Source organism: Pseudomonas sp. NPDC089406 (genome assembly GCF_044900265.1).
GTDB lineage: Bacteria > Pseudomonadota > Gammaproteobacteria > Pseudomonadales > Pseudomonadaceae > Aquipseudomonas > Aquipseudomonas fakonensis.
In genome coordinates this window covers 26,550-50,725 of sequence record NZ_JBJDNC010000031.1, presented here as the reverse complement: position 1 = coordinate 50,725, position 24,176 = coordinate 26,550, and the positions used below count along the sequence as shown (strand labels likewise).

At 65.5% G+C, this 24,176-nt stretch carries 19 protein-coding genes and 1 pseudogene; 12 read left to right on the top strand and 8 right to left on the bottom strand.

Annotation, left to right across the window (positions count from 1 at the left end):
* Positions 1-33: 33 nt before the first annotated feature.
* From ACI2KK_RS20780 to ACI2KK_RS20765, 4 genes are all read right to left on the bottom strand, one after another.
* Positions 34-1,035, bottom strand: a complete 1,002-nt coding sequence (locus ACI2KK_RS20780; protein ID WP_404670373.1) for a substrate-binding domain-containing protein — start codon at positions 1,033-1,035, stop codon at positions 34-36.
* Positions 1,036-1,074: 39 nt separating this feature from the next.
* Complete coding sequence (locus ACI2KK_RS20775; protein WP_404670372.1) at positions 1,075-1,938, bottom strand: SMP-30/gluconolactonase/LRE family protein; 864 nt, start codon at positions 1,936-1,938, stop codon at positions 1,075-1,077.
* A gap of 160 nt (positions 1,939-2,098) precedes the next feature.
* A complete protein-coding gene (araD1, locus tag ACI2KK_RS20770; RefSeq protein ID WP_404670371.1) occupies positions 2,099-3,091 on the bottom strand; it encodes an AraD1 family protein in 993 nt (330 codons plus the stop codon).
* A gap of 48 nt (positions 3,092-3,139) precedes the next feature.
* A complete protein-coding gene (locus ACI2KK_RS20765) occupies positions 3,140-4,462 on the bottom strand; it encodes an MFS transporter (RefSeq protein ID WP_404670370.1) in 1,323 nt (440 codons plus the stop codon).
* Positions 4,463-4,654: 192 nt separating this feature from the next.
* On the opposite strand from ACI2KK_RS20765, the gene ACI2KK_RS20760 reads away from it, so the two are divergent.
* The 12 genes and pseudogenes from ACI2KK_RS20760 to ACI2KK_RS20705 all read left to right on the top strand — a co-directional run bounded on the left by ACI2KK_RS20760 (position 4,655) and on the right by ACI2KK_RS20705 (position 19,339).
* A complete protein-coding gene (locus ACI2KK_RS20760) occupies positions 4,655-6,391 on the top strand; it encodes an IlvD/Edd family dehydratase (protein ID WP_404670369.1) in 1,737 nt (578 codons plus the stop codon).
* Positions 6,392-6,438: 47 nt separating this feature from the next.
* Positions 6,439-7,167, top strand: coding sequence for a FadR/GntR family transcriptional regulator (locus ACI2KK_RS20755; RefSeq protein ID WP_217843121.1), 729 nt, complete (start codon positions 6,439-6,441; stop codon positions 7,165-7,167).
* A gap of 397 nt (positions 7,168-7,564) precedes the next feature.
* Complete coding sequence (locus ACI2KK_RS20750; protein ID WP_404670368.1) at positions 7,565-8,593, top strand: LacI family DNA-binding transcriptional regulator; 1,029 nt, start codon at positions 7,565-7,567, stop codon at positions 8,591-8,593.
* Between the two features lie 232 nt (positions 8,594-8,825).
* Complete coding sequence (locus tag ACI2KK_RS20745; RefSeq protein WP_404670404.1) at positions 8,826-10,118, top strand: MFS transporter; 1,293 nt, start codon at positions 8,826-8,828, stop codon at positions 10,116-10,118.
* 33 nt (positions 10,119-10,151) lie between these two features.
* Complete coding sequence (locus ACI2KK_RS20740; RefSeq protein ID WP_404670367.1) at positions 10,152-11,312, top strand: mandelate racemase/muconate lactonizing enzyme family protein; 1,161 nt, start codon at positions 10,152-10,154, stop codon at positions 11,310-11,312.
* Positions 11,313-11,821: 509 nt separating this feature from the next.
* Positions 11,822-12,916 (top strand): SMP-30/gluconolactonase/LRE family protein, encoded by a 1,095-nt coding sequence (locus ACI2KK_RS20735; RefSeq protein WP_404670366.1) that lies wholly within the window; start codon positions 11,822-11,824, stop codon positions 12,914-12,916.
* A gap of 430 nt (positions 12,917-13,346) precedes the next feature.
* Positions 13,347-14,783, top strand: a complete 1,437-nt coding sequence (locus ACI2KK_RS20730; protein ID WP_217843116.1) for an FAD-binding oxidoreductase — start codon at positions 13,347-13,349, stop codon at positions 14,781-14,783.
* Positions 14,784-14,853: 70 nt separating this feature from the next.
* Entirely contained in the window at positions 14,854-15,084 is a 231-nt protein-coding gene (locus ACI2KK_RS20725; protein ID WP_404670365.1) for a twin-arginine translocase TatA/TatE family subunit, read from the top strand.
* 3 nt (positions 15,085-15,087) lie between these two features.
* A pseudogene (gene tatB / locus ACI2KK_RS20720) lies at positions 15,088-15,285 on the top strand (Sec-independent protein translocase protein TatB); the annotation flags it as partial.
* A 38-nt stretch (positions 15,286-15,323) separates the two neighbouring features.
* Complete coding sequence (gene tatC / locus ACI2KK_RS20715; RefSeq protein ID WP_404670364.1) at positions 15,324-16,076, top strand: twin-arginine translocase subunit TatC; 753 nt, start codon at positions 15,324-15,326, stop codon at positions 16,074-16,076.
* Positions 16,077-16,467: 391 nt separating this feature from the next.
* Positions 16,468-17,817, top strand: coding sequence for a Na+/H+ antiporter NhaA (gene nhaA, locus ACI2KK_RS20710; protein WP_404670363.1), 1,350 nt, complete (start codon positions 16,468-16,470; stop codon positions 17,815-17,817).
* A gap of 295 nt (positions 17,818-18,112) precedes the next feature.
* Positions 18,113-19,339 (top strand): MFS transporter, encoded by a 1,227-nt coding sequence (locus ACI2KK_RS20705; protein WP_404670362.1) that lies wholly within the window; start codon positions 18,113-18,115, stop codon positions 19,337-19,339.
* A 162-nt stretch (positions 19,340-19,501) separates the two neighbouring features.
* Here ACI2KK_RS20705 and ACI2KK_RS20700 read toward each other — a convergent pair whose 3' ends face one another.
* The 4 genes from ACI2KK_RS20700 to ACI2KK_RS20685 all read right to left on the bottom strand — a co-directional run bounded on the left by ACI2KK_RS20700 (position 19,502) and on the right by ACI2KK_RS20685 (position 24,019).
* Positions 19,502-20,917 carry an aspartate ammonia-lyase gene (locus ACI2KK_RS20700; RefSeq protein ID WP_404670361.1) on the bottom strand — a complete coding sequence of 472 codons (1,416 nt, stop codon included), beginning with the start codon at positions 20,915-20,917 and terminating at the stop codon, positions 19,502-19,504.
* The gene (locus tag ACI2KK_RS20695; RefSeq protein WP_369991509.1) at positions 20,904-21,893 is read right to left on the bottom strand and encodes a LysR family transcriptional regulator; all 990 of its coding nucleotides are present in this window, start codon (positions 21,891-21,893) and stop codon (positions 20,904-20,906) included. Before ACI2KK_RS20695 ends, ACI2KK_RS20700 begins: the two co-directional genes overlap by 14 nt.
* Before the next feature lie 26 nt (positions 21,894-21,919).
* Positions 21,920-23,272: an MFS transporter gene (locus ACI2KK_RS20690; RefSeq protein WP_404670360.1), complete on the bottom strand. Its 1,353-nt coding sequence runs from the start codon at positions 23,270-23,272 to the stop codon at positions 21,920-21,922.
* A gap of 255 nt (positions 23,273-23,527) precedes the next feature.
* Complete coding sequence (locus ACI2KK_RS20685; protein ID WP_404670359.1) at positions 23,528-24,019, bottom strand: GNAT family N-acetyltransferase; 492 nt, start codon at positions 24,017-24,019, stop codon at positions 23,528-23,530.
* Between the last annotated feature and the right edge of the window lie 157 nt (positions 24,020-24,176).

Below are 24,176 nucleotides of genomic sequence, written 5' to 3'. Positions count from 1 at the left end.
CGTTGCCGGTGCCGTGGCGGGAAGCAAACGGCCTTATTTCCACAGGCCGATCTTTTCCAGCTCCTGCTTGAAGTTGGCGCGGGTGATCAGGGTCACGTCCTCCATGCCGGTGTACTTCGGCGGTTCGGTGCCTTCGGTGACCCACTTGTACATCATCAGTGCGGTGTTGTAGCCCTCCAGGTGCGGGCTGGGCAGCATCGAGCCGAAGAAGCCGCTGTCGGCCTTTTTCAGCTCGCCGATGGCATCGGTGCCGTTGATGCCGATACCGATCACGTTGGCGGCGGCAAAGCCTGCGCTTTCGGTGGCGCGCACGCCGCCGAGCACGGTGTTGTCGTTCATGCCGCCGATGATCAGGTTTTTCGCAGCACCCGGCAGCTTGACCAGCGCAGAGTTGGTGGCGTCCATGCTACCTGGCACATCCAGGGTCTTGAGCGGGGCGGTGAGGATGTGGTCCTTGGGCATGCCGGCAGCTTCCAGCGACTTGATCGAGCCGTCGGTGCGTTGCTTTCCGGTGTCCAGTTCGTTGAAGGTGGTGATCACCGCATAAGTGTCCTTCCAGTCCCAACCGCGCTTCTTCGCCTCCTCGGCCATGGCGGCGCCCTGCTTCTGGCCCACCTCGAACGCGGCCATGCCCAGGTACGGCACGTCTTCCATGAACTTGCCCTTGGCGTCGACAAAGCGGTCATCCACGGCAATCACCTTGAGGTCGTTGATCCTGGCCTTGGCGACGATGGCCGGGCCAAGGGACACATCCGGCGGGCAGATGACAAAGCCCTTGGCGCCGTTGGCGGCCAAGCTGTCGATGGCTGCCAGGGTTTTCTCGCCATCGGGCACGGCGATCTTGATCACCTCGAAGCCGTGTTCCTTGCCGGCCTTTTCGGCGAAGGCCCACTCGGTCTGGAACCACGGCTCTTCGGCCTGCTTGACCAGAAAGCCGATTTTCACAGGCTCTGCGGCCAGCGCCAGGCTGCCCAGGCCCATGGCCGAGACCGCCACGGCGGCGCACAGGGTACGAATACAACGACGACGATCCATACGGGTGACTCCTTGTTGTTGTTTTTGAGGTATTGCGGGTTAGCCTGCGAAGCGGTGACAGGGTGTGCCGGGCACCTGCACCTCGATGGCTAGCAGCGCGCCGTCCAGGGGGTGGTTCAGCGGGCTGGCGGCACTGGTGATGTACAAGGTGGTGAGGTTCGGGCCGCCGAATACGCAACTGGTGGGGCGGCTGACCGGCAGTTCGATGATGCGGTCGAGGCTGCCGTCCGGGGCCAGCCGCAACAGGCAGCTGCCATCCCAGCGGGCATTCCAGATATAGCCTTCGCTGTCCATGGCAGAACCATCCGGCACACCCCGTTCATGGGGCCCGAACCAGGCTTGCGCAGGGTCGAGCTGGCCATCGGGCTGGATGGTGTGGCGGTACAGCGTGCCATCCAGGCTGTCGGCAAAATGCACCTGGCGCCCCTGCGCGCTCCACAGCAAGGTGTTGGGGATGCCCAGGCCCTGCAGCAGCGGCGTGACCTGGCCATCGGCATCGATGCGGTACAGCCCGCCAGAGCGCCGGGTGACCGGCAGGTCTTCACCCTGCTCGCCGAGGTTGTTCTGCATGGTGCCCAGCCACAGGCGGCCCTGGGCATCGCAGCGCGCCTCGTTGGCACGGTTGCCGGCGTGCGGGTCGGCCACGCACAGCAGGGTCAGGGCTTGCGTGGCCAGGTCCAGGCGATGCACGCCGCTGCTCAGGGTCACCAGCGCATCGCCGCTGGCACAGGGGATGAACGCCGAGACGTGCTCGGGCAACTGCCACACCTGCACCTGCGAGCCCTGCAGGCGCAGCGCCTGCCTGGCGGCGATATCGACCCAATACAGCGCCTGGGTGGGCGCGTCCCAGAACGGGCCCTCGCCCAACTGCGCGCGGTGCGGGGTAACGGCGATGCACGTCATGAAGCCTCCTTGCTGGGTAGATAGGTTCGCAGGCGTACGTTACAGCGAATCGACCGACGGCGCGTCATCCACCCGCTGCAGAATGCGCAACGGGTTGGCGTTGCGCAATGGCTCGGGCAGCAGGCTGTCGGGGTCGTACTGGTAGCACATCAGGCGCTCCTTAAAGTGTGCCCACAGCGCCTGGGGCGAAGGCCGCCTCGGCGGCTGCGATACCGTTCACCAGCGGGGCGCCGAATGCCGGCTGGCTGATCTCGAACACATCCCCCGGGCGGGTGCGAATGCCGTCGGCGAAGGACAGCGTCGCGGTACCGAAGAAGTGCACGTGCACATCCCCCGGGCGCAGGAACTGGCGGTACTTGAAATGGTGGTATTCAAGGTTCGCCAGGCTATGGCACATGTTGGCCTCGCCGCTGAGAAACTCGTTTTGCCACAGCACCTGGCCGTCACGCAGGATACGGCTGGTGCCGGCCAGGTGCTGCGGCAGCTCGCCCACCCGCAGCTCGGGGCCGTAGCTGCAGCTGCGCAGCTTGGAATGCGCCAGGTACAGGTAGTTCTTGCGCTCGGTCACATGGTCGGAAAACTCGTTGCCCAGCGCATAACCCAGGCGATAAGGCTTGCCCTCGGGGCTGATCACATAAAGGCCGGCAAGCTCGGGCTCTTCGCCGGCGTCTTCGGCGAACGGCGGTACAGGGAACGCCTGGCCGGGGCGCACCACGCAGCTGCCGTCACCCTTGTAGAACCATTCCGGTTGCACGCCCGCCTGGCCGGCGGCAGGCTTGCCGCCCTCCACGCCCCATTTGAAGATGCGCATGGTGTCGGTCATGGCCGCTTCATCGCCGGCCTGCTGGTGCATCTTGTCTCGCGCTGCGGCGCTGCCCAGGTGGGTCAGGCCGGTGCCGCTGACCAGCAGGTGGGCCGGGTCCGGGTGGTCCAGCGGCGCCAGGATGCGCAGTGCCGCCAGCAGCTCGGCATAGTCATGGCTGGCACCCAGGCCCAGGGCCTGTACCTGCTGCTGCAGGCTGACGCCCGCCTCGATCGCCGCCAGCGCCAGGTCACGCGTGGTGCGCGCTGCCTGCACCTCGCGTACCTGGCCGCCCTCGACCACACCGACGCGGTGCTCGCCGTTACTCAATTCGAATTGCACCAGACGCATGGGTTTCTCCTGTAGATAAGCTTGATCGCGCGGCTGCCGATCAAAGGGTCAGATGCGGGTCGCCCCCCGGGCGCTGGCGGCGAACTGTTCAACCGGCAGCACGTGCTTGCGCTCCAGCTGGCGGTACACCACGCCGGTCAGCACCAGGCCGAACACCATCACCCCGGCCAGGAAGTACAGCCCCGACTCCAGGTTGCCGGTGTAGCCCTTGAGCGCGCCGATCACGAACGGGCCGATGTAGCCGCCCAGGTTGCCCACCGAGTTGATCAGGGCAATGCCGGCCGCGGCGCTGGCGCCGGCGAAGAAGCGCCCGGGCAAGGTCCAGAACACCGCGGTGCACGAAAACAGCGCGAACGCCACCAGGCACAGGGCCGCCAGCTGCCACACCGGCAAGGTCAGCCAGGCGCTGAGGAACAGGCCGACGGCGCCCAGCACGTAGAGCACGGCCAGGTGGCCGTAGCGGTCGTTCAGGCGGTCGGAGCTGCGCGGGATGATCAACAGGCCGATGATCCCGAACAGGTACGGCACCGAGGACACGAACCCGGTCACCAGGTCGCTGCCGCCGAACTGCTTGATCAGGGTCGGCAGCCACAGGCCCAGGCCATAGATGCTCAAGGTCACGGGCAGGTAGAACAGCGCCAGCAGCAGCACCCGCTTGTCCTTGAGGGCGTGCAGCGGGTTGCCGTGGCGGGTCTGGCCGTAGGCCTCCAGGTCCTTTTGCAACTCGCCGGCCAGCCAGTCCTTCTCGGCCTGGTTCATCCACTTCACCTGCGCCGGGCCATCCGGCAGCCAGCTCAGCACCGGCCAGGTCAGCAGCAGCGCCGGGGTACCGATGACGATGAACAGCCACTGCCAGCCATGCAGCCCGAGGATGCCTTCCATGCCAAGCAGGCCGCCGGACACGGGGCCGGTGACCAGCATGGCGATCGGTTGGGAAAGGATGAACAGGCCGAGGATCTTGCCGCAGTGGCGAACCGGGAACCACTGGGTGATGTAGTAGAGAACGCCGGGGAAGAACCCGGCCTCGGCGGCGCCGAGCAGAAAGCGCATCACATAGAAGCTGTAGGGCCCCTGCACGAAGGCCATGCCGATGGTGATGGCGCCCCAGGTGAGCATGATGCGCGCGAACCAGCGCCGCGCGCCGAAGCGCTCGAGCATCAGGTTGCTGGGGATCTCGAACAGGAAATAACCAATGAAGAACAGCCCGGCGCCCAGCCCGTAGGCCGCATCACCGATGCCGACGTCGGCGCCCATGTGCAGCTTGGCAAAGCCCACCGCAGACCGGTCCACGTAGGCGATCAGGTACAGCAGGATCAAAAACGGGATCAGTTTCAGCGTGATGCGGCGAACAAGCCGCTGTTCGTGGCTCATGGGGCAGGTCTCCGATTGTTTTTGTTATCGAACCTTGGGGGCGCCTCTCACGGAAATCCGTCAGGGTCATTCCATCGCTGCAACCGACTATATAGTAGTACTATTTGCACCACAACACTTCCAAACGCCCAATTTTTGACCTATGTTAGCCCTCAGGACGCACACTATAGTCTTACAATAAGAGAGTCGATCATGTCTGATAAGAAGCCCACCCTGCGCTCGGCCCAATGGTTCGGCACCGCCGACAAGAACGGTTTCATGTACCGCAGCTGGATGAAGAACCAGGGCATCGCCGACCACCAGTTCCAGGGCAAGCCGATCATCGGCATCTGCAACACATGGTCGGAACTCACCCCGTGCAACGCGCACTTTCGCCAGATAGCCGAGCACGTAAAACGCGGGGTGATCGAGGCCGGTGGCTTCCCGGTGGAATTCCCGGTGTTCTCCAACGGCGAGTCCAACCTGCGCCCCACCGCCATGCTCACCCGTAACCTGGCGAGCATGGATGTGGAGGAAGCAATCCGCGGCAACCCCATCGACGGCGTGGTGCTGCTGACCGGCTGCGACAAGACCACCCCGGCCCTGCTGATGGGCGCGGCCAGCTGCGACGTGCCGGCGATCGTGGTCACCGGCGGGCCGATGCTCAACGGCAAGCACAAGGGCAAGGACATCGGCTCGGGCACCGTGGTGTGGCAGCTCAGCGAGCAGGTCAAGGCCGGCACCATCAGCATTGATGACTTCCTCGCCGCCGAGGGCGGCATGTCCCGTTCGGCCGGCACCTGCAACACCATGGGCACGGCCTCGACCATGGCCTGCATGGCCGAGGCACTGGGCACTTCCCTGCCGCACAACGCGGCCATCCCGGCGGTGGATGCACGGCGCTACGTGCTGGCGCACATGTCGGGCATGCGCGCGGTGGAAATGGTGCGCGAAGACCTGAAGCTGTCGAAAATACTGACCAAACAGGCCTTCGAAAACGCCATCCGCGTCAACGCGGCCATCGGCGGCTCGACCAACGCGGTGATCCACCTCAAGGCCATCGCCGGGCGCATTGGCGTCGAGCTCGACCTGGACGACTGGACCCGCATCGGCCGCGGCATGCCGACCATCGTCGACCTGCAGCCGTCCGGGCGCTTCCTGATGGAAGAGTTCTACTACGCCGGCGGCCTGCCGGCGGTATTGCGCCGACTGGGTGAAGCCGGCCTGATCCCCCACCCCGACGCCCTGACGGTCAATGGCAAGTCTCTCGGCGAGAACACCCGGGAGGCGCCGATCTACGGCGAAGACCAGGTGATCCGCAGCCTCGACAACCCGATCCGTGCCGACGGCGGTATTTGCGTGTTGCGCGGCAACCTGGCGCCATCTGGCGCGGTGCTCAAGCCCTCCGCCGCCACCCCTGAGCTGATGCAGCACCGTGGCCGCGCCGTGGTGTTCGAGAACTTCGACATGTACAAGGCGCGCATCAACGACCCAGCGCTTGAAGTCGATGCCAGCTCGATCCTGGTGATGAAGAACTGCGGGCCCAAGGGTTACCCGGGCATGGCCGAGGTCGGCAACATGGGCCTGCCGGCCAAGCTGCTGGCCCAGGGTGTGACCGACATGGTGCGTATTTCCGATGCGCGCATGAGCGGTACGGCGTATGGCACCGTGGTGCTGCACGTGGCGCCGGAAGCCGCCGCCGGCGGGCCGCTGGCTGCGGTGCAGGAAGGTGACTGGATCGAGCTCGACTGCGCCAACGGCCGCCTGCACCTGGACATTCCCGAGGCCGAGCTGGCCGCGCGCATGGCCGACCTGCAAGCCCCCCAACAACTGCTGGTGGGCGGTTACCGCCAGCTGTACATCGACCACGTGATGCAGGCCGACCAGGGCTGCGACTTCGACTTCCTGGTGGGCTGTCGCGGGGCCGAAGTCCCCCGTCATTCCCATTGATTGGGGTAATATAGCGCCGCCCATTCAACCAGAGCCGCCCCCTTTGTATGGATAAACAGCCGCCCAAGCCGCGCAAGAGCATGCATTCCCAGATCGTCCAGGATCTGGGCATGGCCATCGTTTCCGGCCGTTTCAAGCCGGAAGAGCGGCTGCCCATGGAGTCCACGCTGTGCGAGCAATACCAGGTCAGCCGCTCGGTATTGCGCGAGGCGACCCGGGTGCTCAGCGCCAAGGGCCTGGTGTATTCCAAGCCACGGGTGGGGGCGGTGGTGCGCTCACGGTCGAAATGGCACCTGCTCGACCCGGACGTGCTGGCCTGGTTGATGCAATCCACCCCGCACAGCAAGTTCTTCGACACCCTGTCCGGGGTACGGCGCATCCTCGAGCCGGAGATCGCGGCCATGACCGCGGTCACCGCCACCGACGACGACATCGCCGCCATCGAAAAAGCCTACCTGGGCATGGAAACCGCGACCAACCACGAAGACCTGCTGCAGGCCGACCTGGACTTTCACCGGGCCATCGCCGAAGCCACCCACAACGACCTGCTGGCCTACATGTGCAACATGCTGTCGTTGCCGCTGCGCGAGTCGATCAACATCACCAACCGCCGCCCCGACCCGGACATCCAGTGCCTGAGCCTGCCGCGGCACAAGGCGATCCTCACCGCCATCCAGAACCGCGACGCCCTCGCCGCGCGGCATGCCTCGCTGGTGCAACTGGACGACACGCGGGTGGCGTTGCATACGGTGATGAATACCTTGACGCCGTTGTAGGGTGGTTTGGCGCCTGGATTCAGGCCTGCGCTGTCGCGCAGAGAACTGGTCCCGCAGATGCGCCACGGTCTCTGTGGGAAGCGGCCTCGTGTCGCGATGGGGCGCGAAGCGGCCCCAAGGCCTCGGCCTCATGCAAAATTGCCGGGGCTGCTGCGCAGCCCATCGCGACACGAGGCCGCTTCCCACAGGGTCCGTGTTAAATCAATCAGTTGTAGTTTGTTCTATGAGAGCCAACAAGCCGGCTCCTACAGGTACCGTGCAGGCCTGATGCGGCCCTTGTGGGTGCCGGCGGAGCACCGCGAACACGGGCCAAGCCAGGTGCGCCAGGCGCAACGCTTTGGTAGATTCACGCCCTCAGGCAGCAGCACGTTGCCCTAGCATCTGACGCGGAACCGGCATGGCCAACACACCCAGCACCCCCACGGCAAAGCCGTCCTCCCCGACCTTGATCGACGTGGCCAAGGTCGCCGGCGTTTCGCCGATCACCGTGTCCCGCGCCCTGCACCGCCCCGAGGTGGTCAGCAAGGCGGCGCGCGAGAAGGTGCTGGCGGCAGTGCGCGAAGTCGGTTACGTGTCGAACATGCTGGCCGGCAGCCTTGCCAGCAACAAGAGCCGGCTGGTGGCCATCCTGCTGCCGACCATCGCCAACTCGATCTTCGCCGACACCGTGCAGGCGCTGATGGACCGCCTGACCCACGCCGGCTACCAGACCCTGCTGGGCCTGACCGGTTATTCCGCCGAGCAGGAAGAAAAGCTGATCGAAGCCCTGCTCGGCCGGCGCCCGGACGGCATCGTGCTGACCGGCACCCTGCACACCGCAGCCAGCCGCCAGCGCCTGGCGCAGTCGGGCATACCGGTGGTCGAATCCTGGGACCTCAGCGAAGACCCGCTGGACATGCTGGTGGGCTTCTCCCACGAAGCCGTCGGCGAAGCCATCGCCCGCCATTTGCTGGGCAAGGGTTACCAGCGTTTTGCCGTGGTCAGCATCGGCGACCCGCGCGGCCTGCGCCGCTGCAACAGCCTGGTGGCGGAGCTGGCCCGCCACGGGCACCACGACATCCCCACGCAAATCCTCACCCCGCCGGCCACCCTCGAAGTCGGCCGCAGCGGCCTCAAGCAACTGCTCGACCAGGGCCAGCGCCCCGAAGTGGTGGTGTGCAGCTCCGACACCATCGCCCAGGGCGTGCTCGCCGAAGCCGCCAGCCGTGGCCTCAAGGTGCCGCAAGACTTGGCAGTGATGGGCTTTGGCGACCTCAGCAGCGCCGCCCAGGTGCACCCACCGCTGTCCACCGTGCGGGTGGACGGTACACGCATTGGCGAGCAGATCGCCCAGGCCCTGCTCGAGCGCTTCAGCTACCCGGCCGGCGGCGCGCAGCCGGTACGTATCGATACCGGCTTCACCCTGATCGACCGCCAGAGCACCTGAAATTTTTCATCCAGGCGACGAATGTGCCCTTGAATGATTGCGCAATCATTGTAAGATCGAATGCACAGCCACCTGCTGCCTTTTGCTGATGGCTGTTTTTTTTGACCTGAAAATGATTGCGCAATCATGTGATCGGTCAAACCCAGCGGCATCCATCACAACAAGGAAAACAACAGTGATCACTCCCACCTCGGAGGCGGCCCGGACCAACGTCCGCTACCTCATCCTGGCGATGATCTTCATCGTCACCGTGTTCAACTACGTCGACCGCGCCACCCTGTCGATCGCCGCCCCCGCCATGCGCGCCGACCTTGGCTTCGACGCCGTGACCATGGGCATCGCCTTTTCCGCCTTCGGCTGGGCCTACACCAGCATGCAACTGCCGGGCGGGGTAATCCTCGACCGCTTCGGCTCGCGCCTGGTGCTGGGCATGAGCCTGATCATCTGGTCGGCCTTCACCTTCCTGCAGGGCTTCGTCGACCTGTTCAGCTCGGCCTTTCTGGCGCTGTTCGTGCTGCGCTTCATGATGGGCGTGGCCGAGTCGCCGGCCTTCCCGGCCAACAACCGCCTGACCGTGATGTGGTTCCCGCGCCACGAACGCGGCCTGGCCACGGCGATCTTCCAGTCGGCCCAGTACTTCGCCCTGGCCGCCTTCACCCCGCTGATGGTGCTGCTGCTCAACAGCTTCGGCTGGCAGCACGTGTTTTTCTGGACCGGCGGCGCCGGCATCCTGATCGGCCTGTTGTGGTTTCGCTTCGTGCATGAGCCGCGCCGTGACAAGCGGGTCAACCAGGCCGAGCTCGACTACATCGAAGCCGGCGGCGGCCTGCCCGACATGGGCGAGATCAAGACCCCGTTCAGCTGGGCGCGGCTGCGCGCCATCTCGGCCAACCGCATGATGGCCGGCATCTACCTGGGGCAGTTCTGCCTGACCTCGATCACCTGGTTCTTCCTCACCTGGTTCCCCACCTACCTGATCGAGGCCAAGGGCATGACCCTGCTCAAGGTCGGCCTGGTGGCGGCCATTCCGCCGGTAGCCGGCTGCCTGGGCGGGATGATCGGCGGCGTATGGTCGGACTGGATGCTCAAGAAAGGCTTCAGCCTCACCGCCGCGCGCAAGACCCCGATCATCTGCGGCCTGCTGCTGTCCAGCAGCATCGTGGTGGCCAACTACACCCAGTCGATCACCCTGGTGATCCTGGTGATGTCCATCGCCTTCTTCGCCAAGGGCGTCGGCAACCTCGGCTGGTGCATCGTCGGCGACGTGTCGCCCAAGCACGCCATGGGCACCAGCGGGGCGATGTTCAACTTCTGCGGCAACATCGCCAGCATCGTCACCCCGATCGCCATCGGCCTGCTGGTCAAGGGCGCATCGTTCGATGCCGCGCTGGTCTACGTCGCCGCCATGGGCCTGCTCGGCGCCTTCGCCTACCTGGTCATCGTCGGGCCGCTCAAGCGCCTGGACATCGACGACCCGCAAGCCGCAACCCCCCCCCCCGCCGCGGTATCCCACCCGGCTCGCTGATTTTCACCCTAACTGGTCTACAAGGAGAGCCCCATGCTCGCACAAGAACAACAACGCCCTAGCGCCGACAGCGACCGCATCACCTATGTGAAGGTGTCTTCGGTATTTTTGCCGCTGACCAACCCCATCAGTGACGCCAAGGTGCTCACCGGGCGGCAGAAGCCGATGACCGAAATCGCCATTCTGTTTGCCGATATCGAGACCGCAGACGGCCACCGGGGCCTGGGCTTCAGCTATTCCAAGCGCGCCGGCGGCCCGGGCCAGTTCGCCCATGCCCAGGAAATTGCCCCGGCGCTGCTCGGCGAGAACCCCAGCGACATTGCCAAGCTGTGGACCAAGCTGTGCTGGGCCGGCGCCTCGGTGGGCCGCAGCGGCCTGTCGACCCAGGCCATCGGCGCCTTCGACGTGGCCCTGTGGGACCTCAAGGCCAAGCGCGCCAACCTGTCGCTGGCACGCCTGCTCGGTGCCCAGCGCGATTCGGTGCGTTGCTACAACACCTCTGGCGGCTTCCTGCACACCCCGCTGGAGCAGTTGCTGAAAAACACCGACCTGTCCCGGGAAAAAGGCATTGGCGGGATCAAGCTGAAAGTCGGCCAGCCGGATTGCGCGGTGGACCTGCATCGCGTCAGCAGCGTGCGCGAGCACCTGGGCGAAAGCTTCCCGTTGATGGTCGATGCCAACCAGCAGTGGGACCGCCCCACTGCCCAGCGCATGTGCCGGCGCTTCGAGGAATTCAACCTGGTGTGGATCGAAGAACCGCTGGACTGCTACGACGCCGAAGGCCATGCCGCCCTGGCCCAGCAGTTCGACACCCCCATCGCCACCGGCGAGATGCTCACCAGCGTGGCCGAGCACGCCGAGTTCATCAAGCTGCGCGGCGCCGACTACCTGATGCCGGACGCGCCGCGGGTTGGCGGTATCACGCCGTATTTGAAAGTAGCGGCCATGGCCGAACAGGCCGGGGTGATGATTGCCCCGCACTTTGCCATGGAGCTGCACGTGCATTTGGCGGCCACCTACCCGACCGAGCCCTGGGTCGAGCATTTCGAATGGCTGGAGCCGCTGTTCAACGAACGCCTCGAGACTCGCGACGGGCGCATGCTGGTACCGACCCGGCCGGGGCTGGGGTTGTCGTTGAGTGAGCGGGTGCTGGGGTGGACGGCGCAGGTGGCTGAGTTCGGCGCGCGGGGGTAGAGGCGGCTGCGTTTGTGGCTACAAGGTGTTCGCCGAAAGCCTTCTGGCGCCTATGAAATCGAGCGCCGCCCGCGCGGCGCATCGCGACACAAGGCCGCTCCTACATCTGTTTCGGGCCAGTCTAGCCTATGCCATTGCCTGGTCCGCCTTGTTTGTACGACGCGATTTCAGTGTGGGCATTGCAGCCGCTGCACATGACTCAAGACATGCGCCAAGGCAGGCGCCGATACTTTCACAGAAATAACTGGCCCGAAACAAATGTAGGAGCGGCCTTGTGTCGCGATGCGCCGCGCGGGCGGCGCTCGATCTGATAGGCGCTGCAACCCTTTCGGCGAAAACCTGGCAGCCATGACGCGATCACCTCGAAACCACCTCTGCTTACTTAGGCCTCACCTATAGTTGTACGACATCATTTGACCAGCACCCCGGAATCCTGAATATTGGTTGCGCAACCACCCTCGGCCTCCCAGGCCCGGGGCCGCAACCCATAACAAAAACAAGGATCCCCAATGCACCCGCACTCCCCCGCTTCAGCCCGCCGCCACTTCCTCAAGCAATCCCTCACCCTTGCCGTCGCCGCAGCCGGCGCCGCAAGCCTGCCGCGCCTGGCCACCGCCGGCGAGCCGATCAGCCAACGCTACCCCGACCCGATGATCGAGGTGCTCGACGACAGCTTCACCCGCTACCGCATCTTCAACGCCGGCGTCGAACGCCTGGCCACCGGCCTGTATTGGGCAGAAGGCCCGCTGTGGGTCGGTGACGGCCGCTACCTGCTGTTCAGCGACGTGCCCAACAACCGCATCATGCGCTGGGACGAGATCAGCGACAGCCTGGGCGTGTACCGCCACAACTCCAACTACTCCAACGGCCTGGCCCGCGACCTGCAGGGCCGGCTGATCGTCTGCGAAGGCTCGACCACCAGCAGTGAAGGCCGCCGCGTCACCCGCACGGAGCACGACGGCCGCATCACCGTGCTGGCCGACAACTTCGACGGCAAGCGCTTCAACTCGCCCAACGATGTGGTGGTCAAGAGCGATGGTTCGGTGTGGTTCACCGACCCGCCCTTCCAGATGGGCAACGACTACGAAGGCCACAAGCTCAAGCCCGAACTGCCCGATGCGGTGTACCGCATCGACGGTAAAAGCTTGAAAGTCACCCAGGTGATCAAGGACTTCGCCGGCCCCAACGGCCTGTGCTTCTCCCCCGACGAAAAGACCCTGTACGTGATCGAGGCGCGGGCCAAGCCCAACCGTATCGTCTGGGCCTACACGGTGAATGCCGATGGCAGCCTGGGCGAACGGCGCAAGCATGTCGAAGGCACCGGCTACGGCGCCCTGGACGGCATGAAATGCGATGAAGACGGCAACCTGTGGTGCGGTTGGGGCAGCCCCGGGGTGAAGGAAGCCAACCCTGAACAACTGGACGGCGTACGGGTATTCAACCCGCAAGGCCAGGCCATCGGCCATATCCACCTGCCGGAGCGCTGCGCCAACCTGTGCTTCGGCGGCGCCAAGGGCAACCGCCTGTTCATGGCCAGTTCGCGCTCGGTGTATGCGTTGTACGTCAACACCCGCGGCGCCACGCTGGCCGCAGCCCAGGGCTAAAAAAGCCCCCCTCCCTGTAGGAGCGGGCTTGCCCGCGAACACCGGCATAGCCGGTGCCAGGCAATGCGCTGTGCAGGCCCGGCCCTATCGCCGGCAAGCCGGCTCCTACAGCCAATCGCATTCCACTTGCCGGCGATGAGGCCGGCACAGGCCTGCCCATCCCTCCCCAAACCCCGCAGGCACCATATGACTCAACTGCAATGCTTTCCCTGTGGGAGCGGGCTTGCCCGCGAACACCGGCATGGCCGGTGCCAGGAGATGCGCTTAGCAAGCCGGCTCCTACAGGGATTGCAATAGAGGCAGATTGACGCACCCCATTCTCGATCATACAATCTGTATACACATTGTATTCTATTGATAGAAATCAATGCCGAGCCGGGGCTCGCGAGGCAGCGAGCACCGCAAACCCCTTAGATCGAGATGGATGTAAATGGCAGTTACGCGCAGGAAAGTACTTATCGGGGCCGGCGTCGGCGCAGGTGTCGTTGCAGCAGGCGGGGCAGCCAGCCTGCTCAATGACGGCATCCCTGCCGACCCGTCCACCCTTCACCGCGTCACTTCGCTGCCCCGCGACGACTCGTCCCCGGGCTGGTTCCACACCAGCCGCGTGCGCCAGCCCAAGGCACCGCTGGTAGGTGACGACCAGGCGCCGTGGGTGGTGATCGGTGGCGGCTTCACCGGCCTTGCCGCCGCTCGCCAGCTGGCCCTGAACTTCCCCCAGGACCGGGTGATCCTGGTCGAGGCGCAGCAGGTCGGCTTCGGCACCTCCGGGCGTAACGCGGGCTTCTTGATCGACGTCCCCCACGACATCGGCGCCCCCGACTACATCGGCGACAAGACCAACGCCAAGAACGTTCTGCACCTGAACCAGCGTGGCCAGGGCATCCTTCGCGACCTGGTCGAGGAGCACAAGATCGTCGACGCCCACCTGCGCCACTCCGGCAAGTACCAGGCGGCCATCGAGGACAAGGGCATCGCCGTGCTCAACGCCTACCGTGGCGGCCTCGAGGCCCTGGGCGAGAAGGTCGAGCTGATCGAAGGCAACGAGCTGAAGGACCACATCGGCACCTCGTTCTACCGCAAGGCGCTGTACACCCCCGGCACCATGCTGGTGCAACCTTCGGCACTGGTGAAAGGCCTGGCCGACAGCCTGCCGGAGAACGTCACCCTGTACGAAGACACGGTGATCACCGCCGTCGACTACGGCCAGAAGATCGTCCTGCACCACCCGACCGGGCGCATTACCGCCGGCAAGCTGATCCTGGGCAACAACCACTTCGGCCAGCACTTCGGTTTCCTCGAAAACCGCATGCTGCCGATCTTCACCTACGGCAGCCTGACCCGCCAGCTGACCCCGGCCGAGCAGGCCAGCATCGGTGGCCAGGAATTCTGGGGCGTGATCCCGGCCGACCCGTTCGGCAGCACCCTGCGCCGCACCCACGACAACCGCATACTGGTGCGCAACAGCTTCAGCTTCAACCCGGACGGACGCTCCAAGGATGGCTACACCGAGAAGGTGCGTGCCAGCCACCGCCTGTCGTTCGAGCGCCGCTTCCCGACCCTCACCGAAGTGCCGTTCGAGCACACCTGGGGGGGTGGCCTGGGCATGACCCGCAACGGCGCCGGCTTCTTCGGCGAGCTGCGCGAGAACGTGTATGGCGCCCTGGCCTGCAACGGCCTGGGTACCGTGCGTGGTACCGCCACCGGCACCCTGCTGGCGAACATGCTGGCCGGCAAGATGGAGCCGCTGACCGAGTTCCTGCTGGCTGCGCCAAAGCCTAACTGGAACCCGCCGCAACCTGCGCTTTCGCTGGGGGTGAACTTCACCCTGCGCACCGGCCAGGCCCGCGCCGGCCTGGAAGCCTGACCCGGCAGGCTGGCGCCTTGCGCGCCAGCCTCCTCCACCCTGCCCGAGCGGCACACCTGCAGAGAACACCATGGGTATTTTTGACTGGAAACACTGGATCGTCCTGTTGGGCGTCGTGGTCCTGGTCTTCGGCACCAAAAAGCTGAAGAACCTCGGCGGCGACCTGGGCGAATCGATCAAGGGCTTTCGCAAGGCCATGAGCGATGAAGAGCAAGCCCCCGCACCTGCTGTGCAGGTGCAACCGAACCACAGCTTCGACGGCCAGGCACAACCCGCCCAAGCCCCCCAGCACAAAGCCTGAAGCATGTTTGGTATCAGCTTCAGCGAACTGCTGCTTATCGGCCTGGTGGCCTTGCTGGTGCTCGGCCCCGAGCGCCTGCCCGGTGCCGCGCGTACCGCCGGGGTGTGGATCGGCCGGCTGAAGCGCAGCTTCAATGCGATCAAGGCCGAGGTCGAGCGCGAAATCGGCGCCAACGACATGCACCGCCCGGTGCACACCGAGCAACCCACGCCTGAACAACCCCAACCGCCGCGAGCCCCATGATCGATAACCCGCAACCCGACCAGCCGCAGCCGCTGGTCTCGCACCTGACTGAACTGCGCACCCGCCTGCTGCGCTGCGTGGCGGCGATTTTCCTGATCTTTGCCGGGCTGTTCAGCTTCGCCCAGCAGATCTACACCCTGGTATCGGCGCCGCTGCGCGACCACCTGCCAGCCAACGCGACGATGATCGCCACCGACGTGGCCTCGCCGTTTCTCACGCCGTTCAAGCTGACCATGATCGTCTCGCTGTTTCTGGCGATTCCGTTCATCCTGCAGCAGGTCTGGGGCTTCATCGCGCCGGGGCTGTACCGCCAGGAAAAGCGCATCGCCATCCCGCTATTGGTGTCGAGCATCGTGCTGTTTTACGCCGGCATGGCCTTCGCCTACTTTCTGGTGTTCCCGCTGATGTTCAGCTTCTTCGCTGCCGCCACCCCGGCAGGCGTTGCAATGATGACCGACATCGCCAACTACCTCGACTTCGTCATGACCCTGTTCTTCGCCTTCGGCGTCGCCTTCGAGATCCCGGTGGCGGTGGTGCTGCTGGTGTGGATCGGCCTGGTCGATGTGCAGTACCTGAAAAAGGTGCGCCCGTACGTGGTCATCGGCTGCTTTGTGGTCGGTATGGTGCTCACCCCGCCGGACATCTTCTCGCAGACCCTTTTGGCGGTACCGATGTGGCTGCTGTTCGAGGCCGGCGTGCTGTGCGCCAGCCTGGTGCGCAAGCGTAGCGAGGTTGGCTGCATTGGCTAGCAGTTTGCCCCCGGGCGCTGCACGATTCTGTAGGAGCGGCTTTAGCCGCGAAGCGGGCGCTGCGGTTGATGGCACCGGCTTCGCCGGTGTTCGCGGCTGAAGCCGCTCCCACAGGTATTGCATGAGTTTCAGGTCAGTGCCGTACCTGTAGGAGCCGGCTTGCCGGCGATAGGGCCTGCACAGGCTAAAGCTGGGCCAGTGATCGCCGGCAAGCCGGCTCCTACAGGTACGGCGCAGGTTTGGCCCTTCAGCCGAGGGCCAGCGCAGCCACCCGGGGTACAACTGTACCGGCAGTTTCTGTACAATCGCCGCCGGGTGCTAGCTGCAAGGTGCAGTGAAGCAGGTTAAATATCAGCGCAGGTCGGGCCGCCTAGCGGGAGTCCTTGCGCCTATGCAAAAACCACACTTGCCCCGTGCCCAACAGTTGGCCCAGCGCGCCTTCGCCAGCCTCGAGCGCTTCGTGCACATCGAGGCGGTCAGCGGTGTCGTACTGCTGGTCGCGGCCATCGCCGCACTGATCTGGGCCAACTCCTCGGCCGCCGAACACTACGAAGCCCTGTGGCACACCCCGATCACCCTGGGTGTGGGTTCGCTGGTGTACGCGCAATCCCTGCACTTCTGGATCAACGATGGCCTGATGACCATCTTCTTCCTGGTGGTGGGCATGGAAATCCGCCGTGAAATCCATGAAGGTGCCCTCGCCAGCCTGCGCCAGGCCACCCTGCCCATGGCCGCAGCCATCGGCGGCGTGGCAGTGCCGGCACTGGTCTACCTGGTCTTCAACCACGCACCGCCCGAAGCGCGCGGCTGGGCCGTGCCCACCGCCACCGACATCGCCTTCGCGGTCGGCGTGCTGGCCCTGCTGGGCAAGTCGATCCCGTCCAACGTGCGGGTGTTCCTGCTGGCCCTGGCAATCATCGACGACATCATCGCGGTGCTGATCATCGCGTTCTTCTATTCCGGCGGCCTGGACTACAGCGGTTTCGGCGTAGCTGCCATCGGCCTGCTGATGGTGGTCGGGCTGCAGAAAATCGGTATCGGCTCGGCCTACGCCTACATCCTCCCCGGCGCCATCACCTGGCTGGGAGTGTTGATGACCGGCGCCCACCCGACCCTGGCCGGCGTGGTGCTGGGCTTGATGACCCCGGTCACCGCCATGCCCATGCGCGAGCGCCCGCTGGAGGCGATCGGCCGCTTCACCGACGAGCTGCTGGGCCGGGCCAAGGCCGATCGCGATGCCAGCGAGCTGCTCGACCCGCTCAAGCGCCTGCGCCTGGCCCAGCGTGAACTGCTGCCGCCAGTGGTGCGCATGCAGGGCACCCTGCACCCGTGGGTGGCGTTTGGCATCATGCCGCTGTTCGCCCTGGCCAACGCCGGCGTAAGCCTGTCGGGGGTCGACCTGGGCAGCGGTGCGCCGCAGTGGGTGATGCTCGCAGTCATGCTGGCGTTGGTGGTCGGCAAACCCCTGGGCATATTCAGCGTCAGCTGGCTGATGGTGCGCCTCGGCTGGTGCACGCTGCCGGCCGGGGTCAACTGGCACGGCATCCTGCTGATCGGGCTGCTGGCCGGTATTGGCTTCACCATGTCGATCTTCATCGCCAACCTGGCCTTCATCGACGCTGCGGCACTGGGGGCGGCCAAACTCGGCGTGCTGTGCGCCTCGGTGGTGGCCGCCAGCCTCGGCCTGGCCTGGGGCGCCTGGTGCATTCGCCAGGGGAGCATCGGCAAGCGGGCTGAATAGCAAAGGTTTTGTACTGCCTGTACTGGTGACATCGCCGGCAAGCCGGCTCCTACAAGGTTGCGTTACCTCTGTAGGAGCCGGCTTGCCGGCGATGAGGCCGGTACAGCCCCCACCACGCGCCCGCTCCCGCGCTTCAACTGCGCAACCGCTCTGCCCCATGCCTTTCATCGATCCCACTGATGATTACTATCAAGCCGCTCGCTTATCGGGCCGGCCCGACCCGCTTTTATAATCGCCTTCAATTTTCCCCTACCCTTCGCCTGCCCCAGGCGCCATCCCCTTTGGAACCCACTCCATGCCAAACCCCAACCAGCCCGCCCAGGGCGTCCCCGAACACAACCAGCAAAGCGTCCTCCAGCAATGGTTGGCGATCCTCTCGGTCGCGGTGGGCGCCTTCGCCCTGGTGACCAGCGAGTTCCTCCCGGTGGGCGTGCTCAACGACGTCGCCAGCGACCTGGGCATCAGCGCCGGCCACGCCGGCTTGATGGTCACCCTGCCCGGCATCATGGCCGCCCTCGCCGCGCCGTTGCTGTCGGTGGGCATCGGTGCCATGGACCGGCGCTACCTGCTGATCGGCCTGACCCTGATCATGATCGCCGCCAACGCCGTGGTGGCCTACGCCACCGACTTCGGCCTGCTGCTGTTCGGCCGCGTGCTGCTGGGGGTGAGCATCGGCGGCTTCTGGGCCACTGCCATCGCCTTGAGCGGGCGGCTGGCGCCCAAGGGCGTGGGCGTGGCCCAGGCCACGTCGATCATCATGGTCGGCGTAACCCTGGCCACCGTGCTCGGCGTGCCGGTCGGCACCTGGCTAAGCGGCCTGATGGGCTGGCGCATGACGTTCCTGGTCACCGCCCTGCTGGGCGTGCCGGTGCTGCTGGCGCAAGTGCTGTTGCTGCCGCGGCTGAACCCGGACAAGGCCATTCGCATCAGCGACCTGCCGGCGCTGTTCATCAACCCGCAAGCGCGGGTCGGCCTGATTGCCGTGCTGCTGATTGGCCTGGCGCACTTTGCTGCCTACACCTATGTAGCGCCGTTCTTCAAGCAAAGCGCCGGCTTCGATGGCCCGACCATCGGCTCGCTGTTGCTGCTGTACGGGGTGGCCGGGGTGCTGGGTAACGTGTTCGCGGGCTTTGCCGCCAACCAGAGCGTGCGCTACACCTTGCTGCTGGTGGCGCTGATGATTGCCATCAGCACCGCGCTGTTCCCGTACTTCGCCACCAACCTGACCGGCGCTGCGATGCTGATCGCCCTGTGGGGCTTTGCCTTCGGCGCCTTCCCGGCTTGCGCCAGCATCTGGATGTTCGTGGTGGCGCCCAAGGACGTGGAACGCGGTATGCCGCTGTTCGTGGCGATGTTCCAGGTGATCATCGCCCTGGGCTCGTTCTTCGGCGGGCGCATCGTCGACCAGATGGGCAGCGCCGTGCTGCTGAGCCTGGCCACGGCGCTGGTGGGTTGCGGTTTCGTCACAGTGCTGGTGCTGGGGCGCAGCGTCAGCAATCGCCTGGCGGCGAGTGCGGCGTAATCCGCGTACCGCGCCTTTTGTAGGAGCGGCCTCGTGTCGCGAAAGGGCCGCAAAGCGGCCCCAGGATTGCAGCGTCAATGCAGAAATCGCCGGGGCCGCTTTGCGGCCCTTTCGCGACACAAGGCCGCTCCTACAGGGGCCATGCGCAAGGGCGACGCTGCCTCACTGCCCCTCGAACACCGGGTAGGACGCCTTCTCGATCGCGGCCATCGCCTCGGCCTCGGTCATCACCCCCGACTCGGCCATGATCGCCAGCAGCGAGCGGCCTTCGTTCACCGACTGGCGCGCCAGCTTGCTCACCTGGGCATAGCCCAGGCGCGGCACCAGCGCGGTGGCCACGGCCATGGAATCGGTCAGGTGCGCCAGGTTGCGCGCCTCATCCGCCTGGATGCCGGCCACGCATTTCTCACGGAAGCGCTGAATACCCTGGGTCAGCAAGGTGATGCTGTCGAACACCCGCGAGGCCACCACCGGCTCGAAGTGGTTGATCTCAAGCTCGCCGTACTGCACCGCCTGGGCCACCGCCACATCGTTGCCGATCACCGCGAAGCTCAGCTGGATCATCGCCATTGGCAGCACCGGGTTGACCTTGCCGGGCATGATCGACGAGCCGGCCTGGGCCTCGGGCAGCTTGATCTCGCCCAAACCCGCCACAGGGCCTGAAGACAGCTTGGTCAGGTCGGCGGCAATCTTGGCCAGCGACGCCGAGCAGGTGCGCAACTCACCGGACACCCGGGCGAACACGTCCATGTTCTGCATGGCATCGAACGGGTTGGCCGGGGCCTGGTAATCCACCTGGGTGATACGGCCCAGGTGCTGGTACACCGCCGCGCGGTAAGCGGCCGGGGCGCCGAAGCCGGTGCCGATGGCGGTGCCGCCCAGCGGCAGGGTGCGCAGCTTGTCGCGTACCGCCACCAGCTCGTCAGCCAGGCGCACGGTCAGCGAGGCATAGCCCGAGAACAACTGCCCCAGGCGCATCGGCTGGGCATCCTGCAGGCAGGTGCGGCCCAGGTGCAGCACATCGGCAAACTGCACAGCCTTGGCCTGGAACACCTCGGCCAGCAGGCGCACCTGCTCGATCAGCCCGGCCAGCATGGCGTGGGTGGCGATCTTCAGCGCGGCCGGGTACACGTCGTTGGTCGACTGCGAGATGTTCACGTGGTCGTTGGGGTGCACCACCGCGTAGCTGCCAGCGGCATGGCCGAGCAACTGCTGGGCGCGGTTGGCGATCACCTCGTTGAAGTTCATGTTGGTCGAGGTGCCGCCGGAGCCTTCCAGTAAATCGACGATCAACGAGTCGTCGCACTCCCCTGCCATCAGCGACTGGCAAGCCAGGGCAATGGCCTCGGCCTGGGCGCCCTGCAGCACCCCGCAGTCCAGGTTGGCCAGCGCTGCGGCCCACTTGCACTGGGCGAAGGCATCGCGAAACGCCGGGTAATGGGCCACCGTCAGCGGCGAGATGCTCAGGTTGTCGAAGCCGCGCACGCTGTTGACCCCGTACAGCTTGCCAGCCGGGATCTGCACATCACCTACGTAATCTTGCTCGACGCGCACGTCGACACGGTCAAAAGTACTCACGGGTATTTCCCTCATCGAAATTCACTAGAGCCTCGACCCCCTTGCCCAGCGCCTTCAGGCGCGGCAGGAAGGAATCGAGGATGACGGCACGCGCCGACTCGCAGGCATCTGCAAAGAAGGCGCTGTATTCGTTGCGCCGGGCCACCAGGTACAGCGAGCGTTCCAGGCTCAGCTGCGGGGCCAGGTGGGCGGTGACGTTGTCGACCCAGGGCAAAGCCTGGAGAAAACACATCGGGCTGGTCACCGCCCAGCCGATGCCCTCGGCGACCATGGCGGTCAGGGCATCAGCGTTGTCCAGTTCCAGGCGGTTGGGCACGCGCACGTTGAGGCCACGCAAATGGCGCTCGATCTGCAGGCCCACCTGCGAGGTACGGTTGAAGCGCACCACCGGCAGCACGTTGGCCAAGGCGCGGATGTCGTCGAGGCTGGCCAAGGTCTTGCCCAGGGCCTTGGGGGTGATCACGAAGTAGCGCTCGGTGAACAGCCGGTAGCGGATCATGTCGTTGGCATCCACCAGCGGGTCGCTGGTGACGATCAGGTCGAGGTCGCGGCGCAGCAGCGATTCGCCCTGCTGCGGGCTCAGGCCGGTGCGCACCGACAGCTGCGCCACCTGCCCCAGCAGTTGCCGGGTCAGCGCCGAGCCACAGGTGGCGGCGAACGAGTCCACCAGGCCCAGGCGCAGGTCGGGCTTGACCCCGCGCCCGGCATCCAGCACCTGGGCCTTGAGGTTGAACAACTCCTCGCTGAGCAGCGCGCCGCGGTTGCGCAATGCCAGGCCGAACGGCGTCAGAGTCAGCGGCCGGGTGGTGCGGTCCACCAGCACCACGCCCAGTTCGTCCTCCAGCTGGCGCACCAGCTGCGACACCCCGGACTGCGAGATGCCCATGCGGTTGGCCGCACCCGACATGCTGCCCTCCTCGGCCACGGCGATGAACACCTGTACCGCGTGCATGTCGATCAGTCGGTGGTTGGGCATGGGCGTGCTCTCTGTTGTGCTCAGGGTCAGTGGGCGTTGGCCGGCCGCTCATCGGCGCCAGCCTGCGCCTGCGCCTCGGGGCTGACGGCGCCAAGCTGCTCCTGGCTGGTTTCCGGGGCGAACAGGTGGCAGAACACGCCGCCGAACACCAACACGCCGACGCATACGCCCAGGGCGGTATGCACGCCCAGGTGCTGCACGGCGATCGGCAGCAGGAAGGTGGCAAACGCCGAGCCGAAGCGGCTGGCCGCCACCGCCATGCCGATGCCCGAGGCGCGCAGGTGGGTGGGGAACAGCTCGCCGGGGTAGACGAACTCAAGGTTCACCGCCGCTGCCAGCACGCAGGCGAAGAAGCCGAAGGCGATGATGGTGCCCAGCGGCCCGAAGCCGGCCCAGGCCAGTGCGGCCAGGCCCACGGCGCTGAGGTAGAAGGTGCCGACCAGGAAGCTGCGGCGCGAGATACGGTCGATGATCAGCAGGCCCAGCAGCGCGCCCAGCATCAGCAGCACGTTGTACACCAGGCCGCCGACGAACTTGTCCTGCACGTTCAGCGCTTCCAGTACCCGCGGCGAGAAGGTGCCCAGGGCAAAGAACGGGATCACCTGGCAGGTGTAGAACACACAGCCAACCAAGGTGTTGCGCCGCCAGCGCTTGCTCATCAGCTCACGAAAACCGCCGCGCTTGTGTGCTGCTACCGGTGCCACCGGCAAGGTCACATGGGGGCCGAACTTGTCGCGCACGATGGCCAGCGCTTCTTCTGTGCGGCCACGGGCCGCCAGCCAGATCGGCGACTCCGGCACACCCAGGCGCAGCGGCAGGATCAACAACGCCGGCACACCACTCAGGGCCAGCATCAGGCGCCAGGCGTCCGGGCCGATGTCGCGGATGGCAAAGCCCACCAGGTAGGCCGCCACGTAACCTGCCGCCCAGGCCGCTGCCAGTACGCTGAGCAGGCGCCCGCGGTAACGCCGCGGGGCGAACTCGGTGACCAGCGACTTGCTCACCACATAGTCAAAACCCAGCACCAGGCCCAGCAGCAGGCGCAAAACCAGCAGTTGCTCAGGTGAGGTGACGAAGAACTGCGACGCCGAGATCACCGCAAACAGCAGCATGTCCCAGGCAAAGATGGTGCGCCGGCCGAACTTGTCGGCCAGGGGCCCTGCGAACAGGCTGCCGAGAAACAGCCCGGCCAGCGACGCCGCGCCGAGCAAGCCCATCCATAGCGCATTCAATTGCAACGGCCCCGCCGCCATGCTGACCGCGATGCCGATAATCCCTAGCACGAATCCGTCACTGAATTGACCGCCTGTACCGCTGAACACCGTCCGGATATGGAAGCGGCTCAGGGGGAGGTCTTCGAACGAAACTGGACTACTCATTCGTGTCTCCACTTGCATTTTTGTAGTTGTGGGCCGGCTCGGGTGGCCGGTTGCGAGGGAGTGTACGGCTGCAGAATCAGCAAAACAGCATGTGCATTGACAGTATCAGCATGGCTGATACTAGCTGCCAGAGGGGGTGATGGAAGGGCTGTTGGTCGGCGGGTTTCGGCCTTGAAAGCCGGGGGGGGGGAGGTACTTGCGGGGGGGTGAATACCAGGACGCCATCGCGGGGGCCGCGATGGCGTCAGCACAGGCTCAGAGCCCCATGACCATCTCATGCCAGGCCATGCCGCCGTGGTCCGAGGGCGATGGCTGCACGTACTGGTAGCCCATCTTGCGGTACAGCTCCACGTGCTGCTCCTTGCACATCAGGTGGATGGTGCGCTTGCCCTGGGCCTGCATGCGCGCGATGAACTCGTCCATCAGCCGCCGGGCGTGGCCCTTGCCCTGCTGCGCCGGGTCCACCACCACCGACATGATCACCACGTTGGGCGCTGCCGGGTCATGGCCGACCAGTTCCTTGAACGCCTCGTCGGACATCACCACCTCGTGGGCACAGCCACTGTTGATGAAGCCGACGATGCCAGCCTGGTCTTCCAGCAGCAAGAAACCCTGGAGGTACTGGCTGATGCGGGTGCGGATCTTTTCAAGCGTTGCGGCCTCGTCGCCTTCATAGGCGCCGATCTCGATTTCGTAGCAGCGCTCGGCGTCCTGGATCACAGGTTGGCGGAAGGCGGTGTGGCTCATTGCAAAGGCTCCGGAAGGCAGTGTCGATTACCCCGCCATGGTAAAGCACCCGGCACCGGCCTGCAGAGCTCAAATCTGTAGGAGCCGGCTTGCCGGCGATAGGGCCATCAGCCCCGGCATCAGGCCCGCAAGTGTGTTTGCAGGCCTGGCCTCATCG

Coding starts and splice junctions, on each gene's coding strand:
- ACI2KK_RS20780 (WP_404670373.1), bottom strand. CDS start 1,035: ATGGATCGTCGTCGTTGTATTCGTACCCTGTGCGCCGCCGTGGCGGTC.
- ACI2KK_RS20775 (WP_404670372.1), bottom strand. CDS start 1,938: ATGACGTGCATCGCCGTTACCCCGCACCGCGCGCAGTTGGGCGAGGGC.
- araD1 (WP_404670371.1), bottom strand. CDS start 3,091: ATGCGTCTGGTGCAATTCGAATTGAGTAACGGCGAGCACCGCGTCGGT.
- ACI2KK_RS20765 (WP_404670370.1), bottom strand. CDS start 4,462: ATGAGCCACGAACAGCGGCTTGTTCGCCGCATCACGCTGAAACTGATC.
- ACI2KK_RS20760 (WP_404670369.1), top strand. CDS start 4,655: ATGTCTGATAAGAAGCCCACCCTGCGCTCGGCCCAATGGTTCGGCACC.
- ACI2KK_RS20755 (WP_217843121.1), top strand. CDS start 6,439: ATGGATAAACAGCCGCCCAAGCCGCGCAAGAGCATGCATTCCCAGATC.
- ACI2KK_RS20750 (WP_404670368.1), top strand. CDS start 7,565: ATGGCCAACACACCCAGCACCCCCACGGCAAAGCCGTCCTCCCCGACC.
- ACI2KK_RS20745 (WP_404670404.1), top strand. CDS start 8,826: ATGATCTTCATCGTCACCGTGTTCAACTACGTCGACCGCGCCACCCTG.
- ACI2KK_RS20740 (WP_404670367.1), top strand. CDS start 10,152: ATGCTCGCACAAGAACAACAACGCCCTAGCGCCGACAGCGACCGCATC.
- ACI2KK_RS20735 (WP_404670366.1), top strand. CDS start 11,822: ATGCACCCGCACTCCCCCGCTTCAGCCCGCCGCCACTTCCTCAAGCAA.
- ACI2KK_RS20730 (WP_217843116.1), top strand. CDS start 13,347: ATGGCAGTTACGCGCAGGAAAGTACTTATCGGGGCCGGCGTCGGCGCA.
- ACI2KK_RS20725 (WP_404670365.1), top strand. CDS start 14,854: ATGGGTATTTTTGACTGGAAACACTGGATCGTCCTGTTGGGCGTCGTG.
- tatC (WP_404670364.1), top strand. CDS start 15,324: ATGATCGATAACCCGCAACCCGACCAGCCGCAGCCGCTGGTCTCGCAC.
- nhaA (WP_404670363.1), top strand. CDS start 16,468: ATGCAAAAACCACACTTGCCCCGTGCCCAACAGTTGGCCCAGCGCGCC.
- ACI2KK_RS20705 (WP_404670362.1), top strand. CDS start 18,113: ATGCCAAACCCCAACCAGCCCGCCCAGGGCGTCCCCGAACACAACCAG.
- ACI2KK_RS20695 (WP_369991509.1), bottom strand. CDS start 21,893: ATGCCCAACCACCGACTGATCGACATGCACGCGGTACAGGTGTTCATC.
- ACI2KK_RS20690 (WP_404670360.1), bottom strand. CDS start 23,272: ATGAGTAGTCCAGTTTCGTTCGAAGACCTCCCCCTGAGCCGCTTCCAT.
- ACI2KK_RS20685 (WP_404670359.1), bottom strand. CDS start 24,019: ATGAGCCACACCGCCTTCCGCCAACCTGTGATCCAGGACGCCGAGCGC.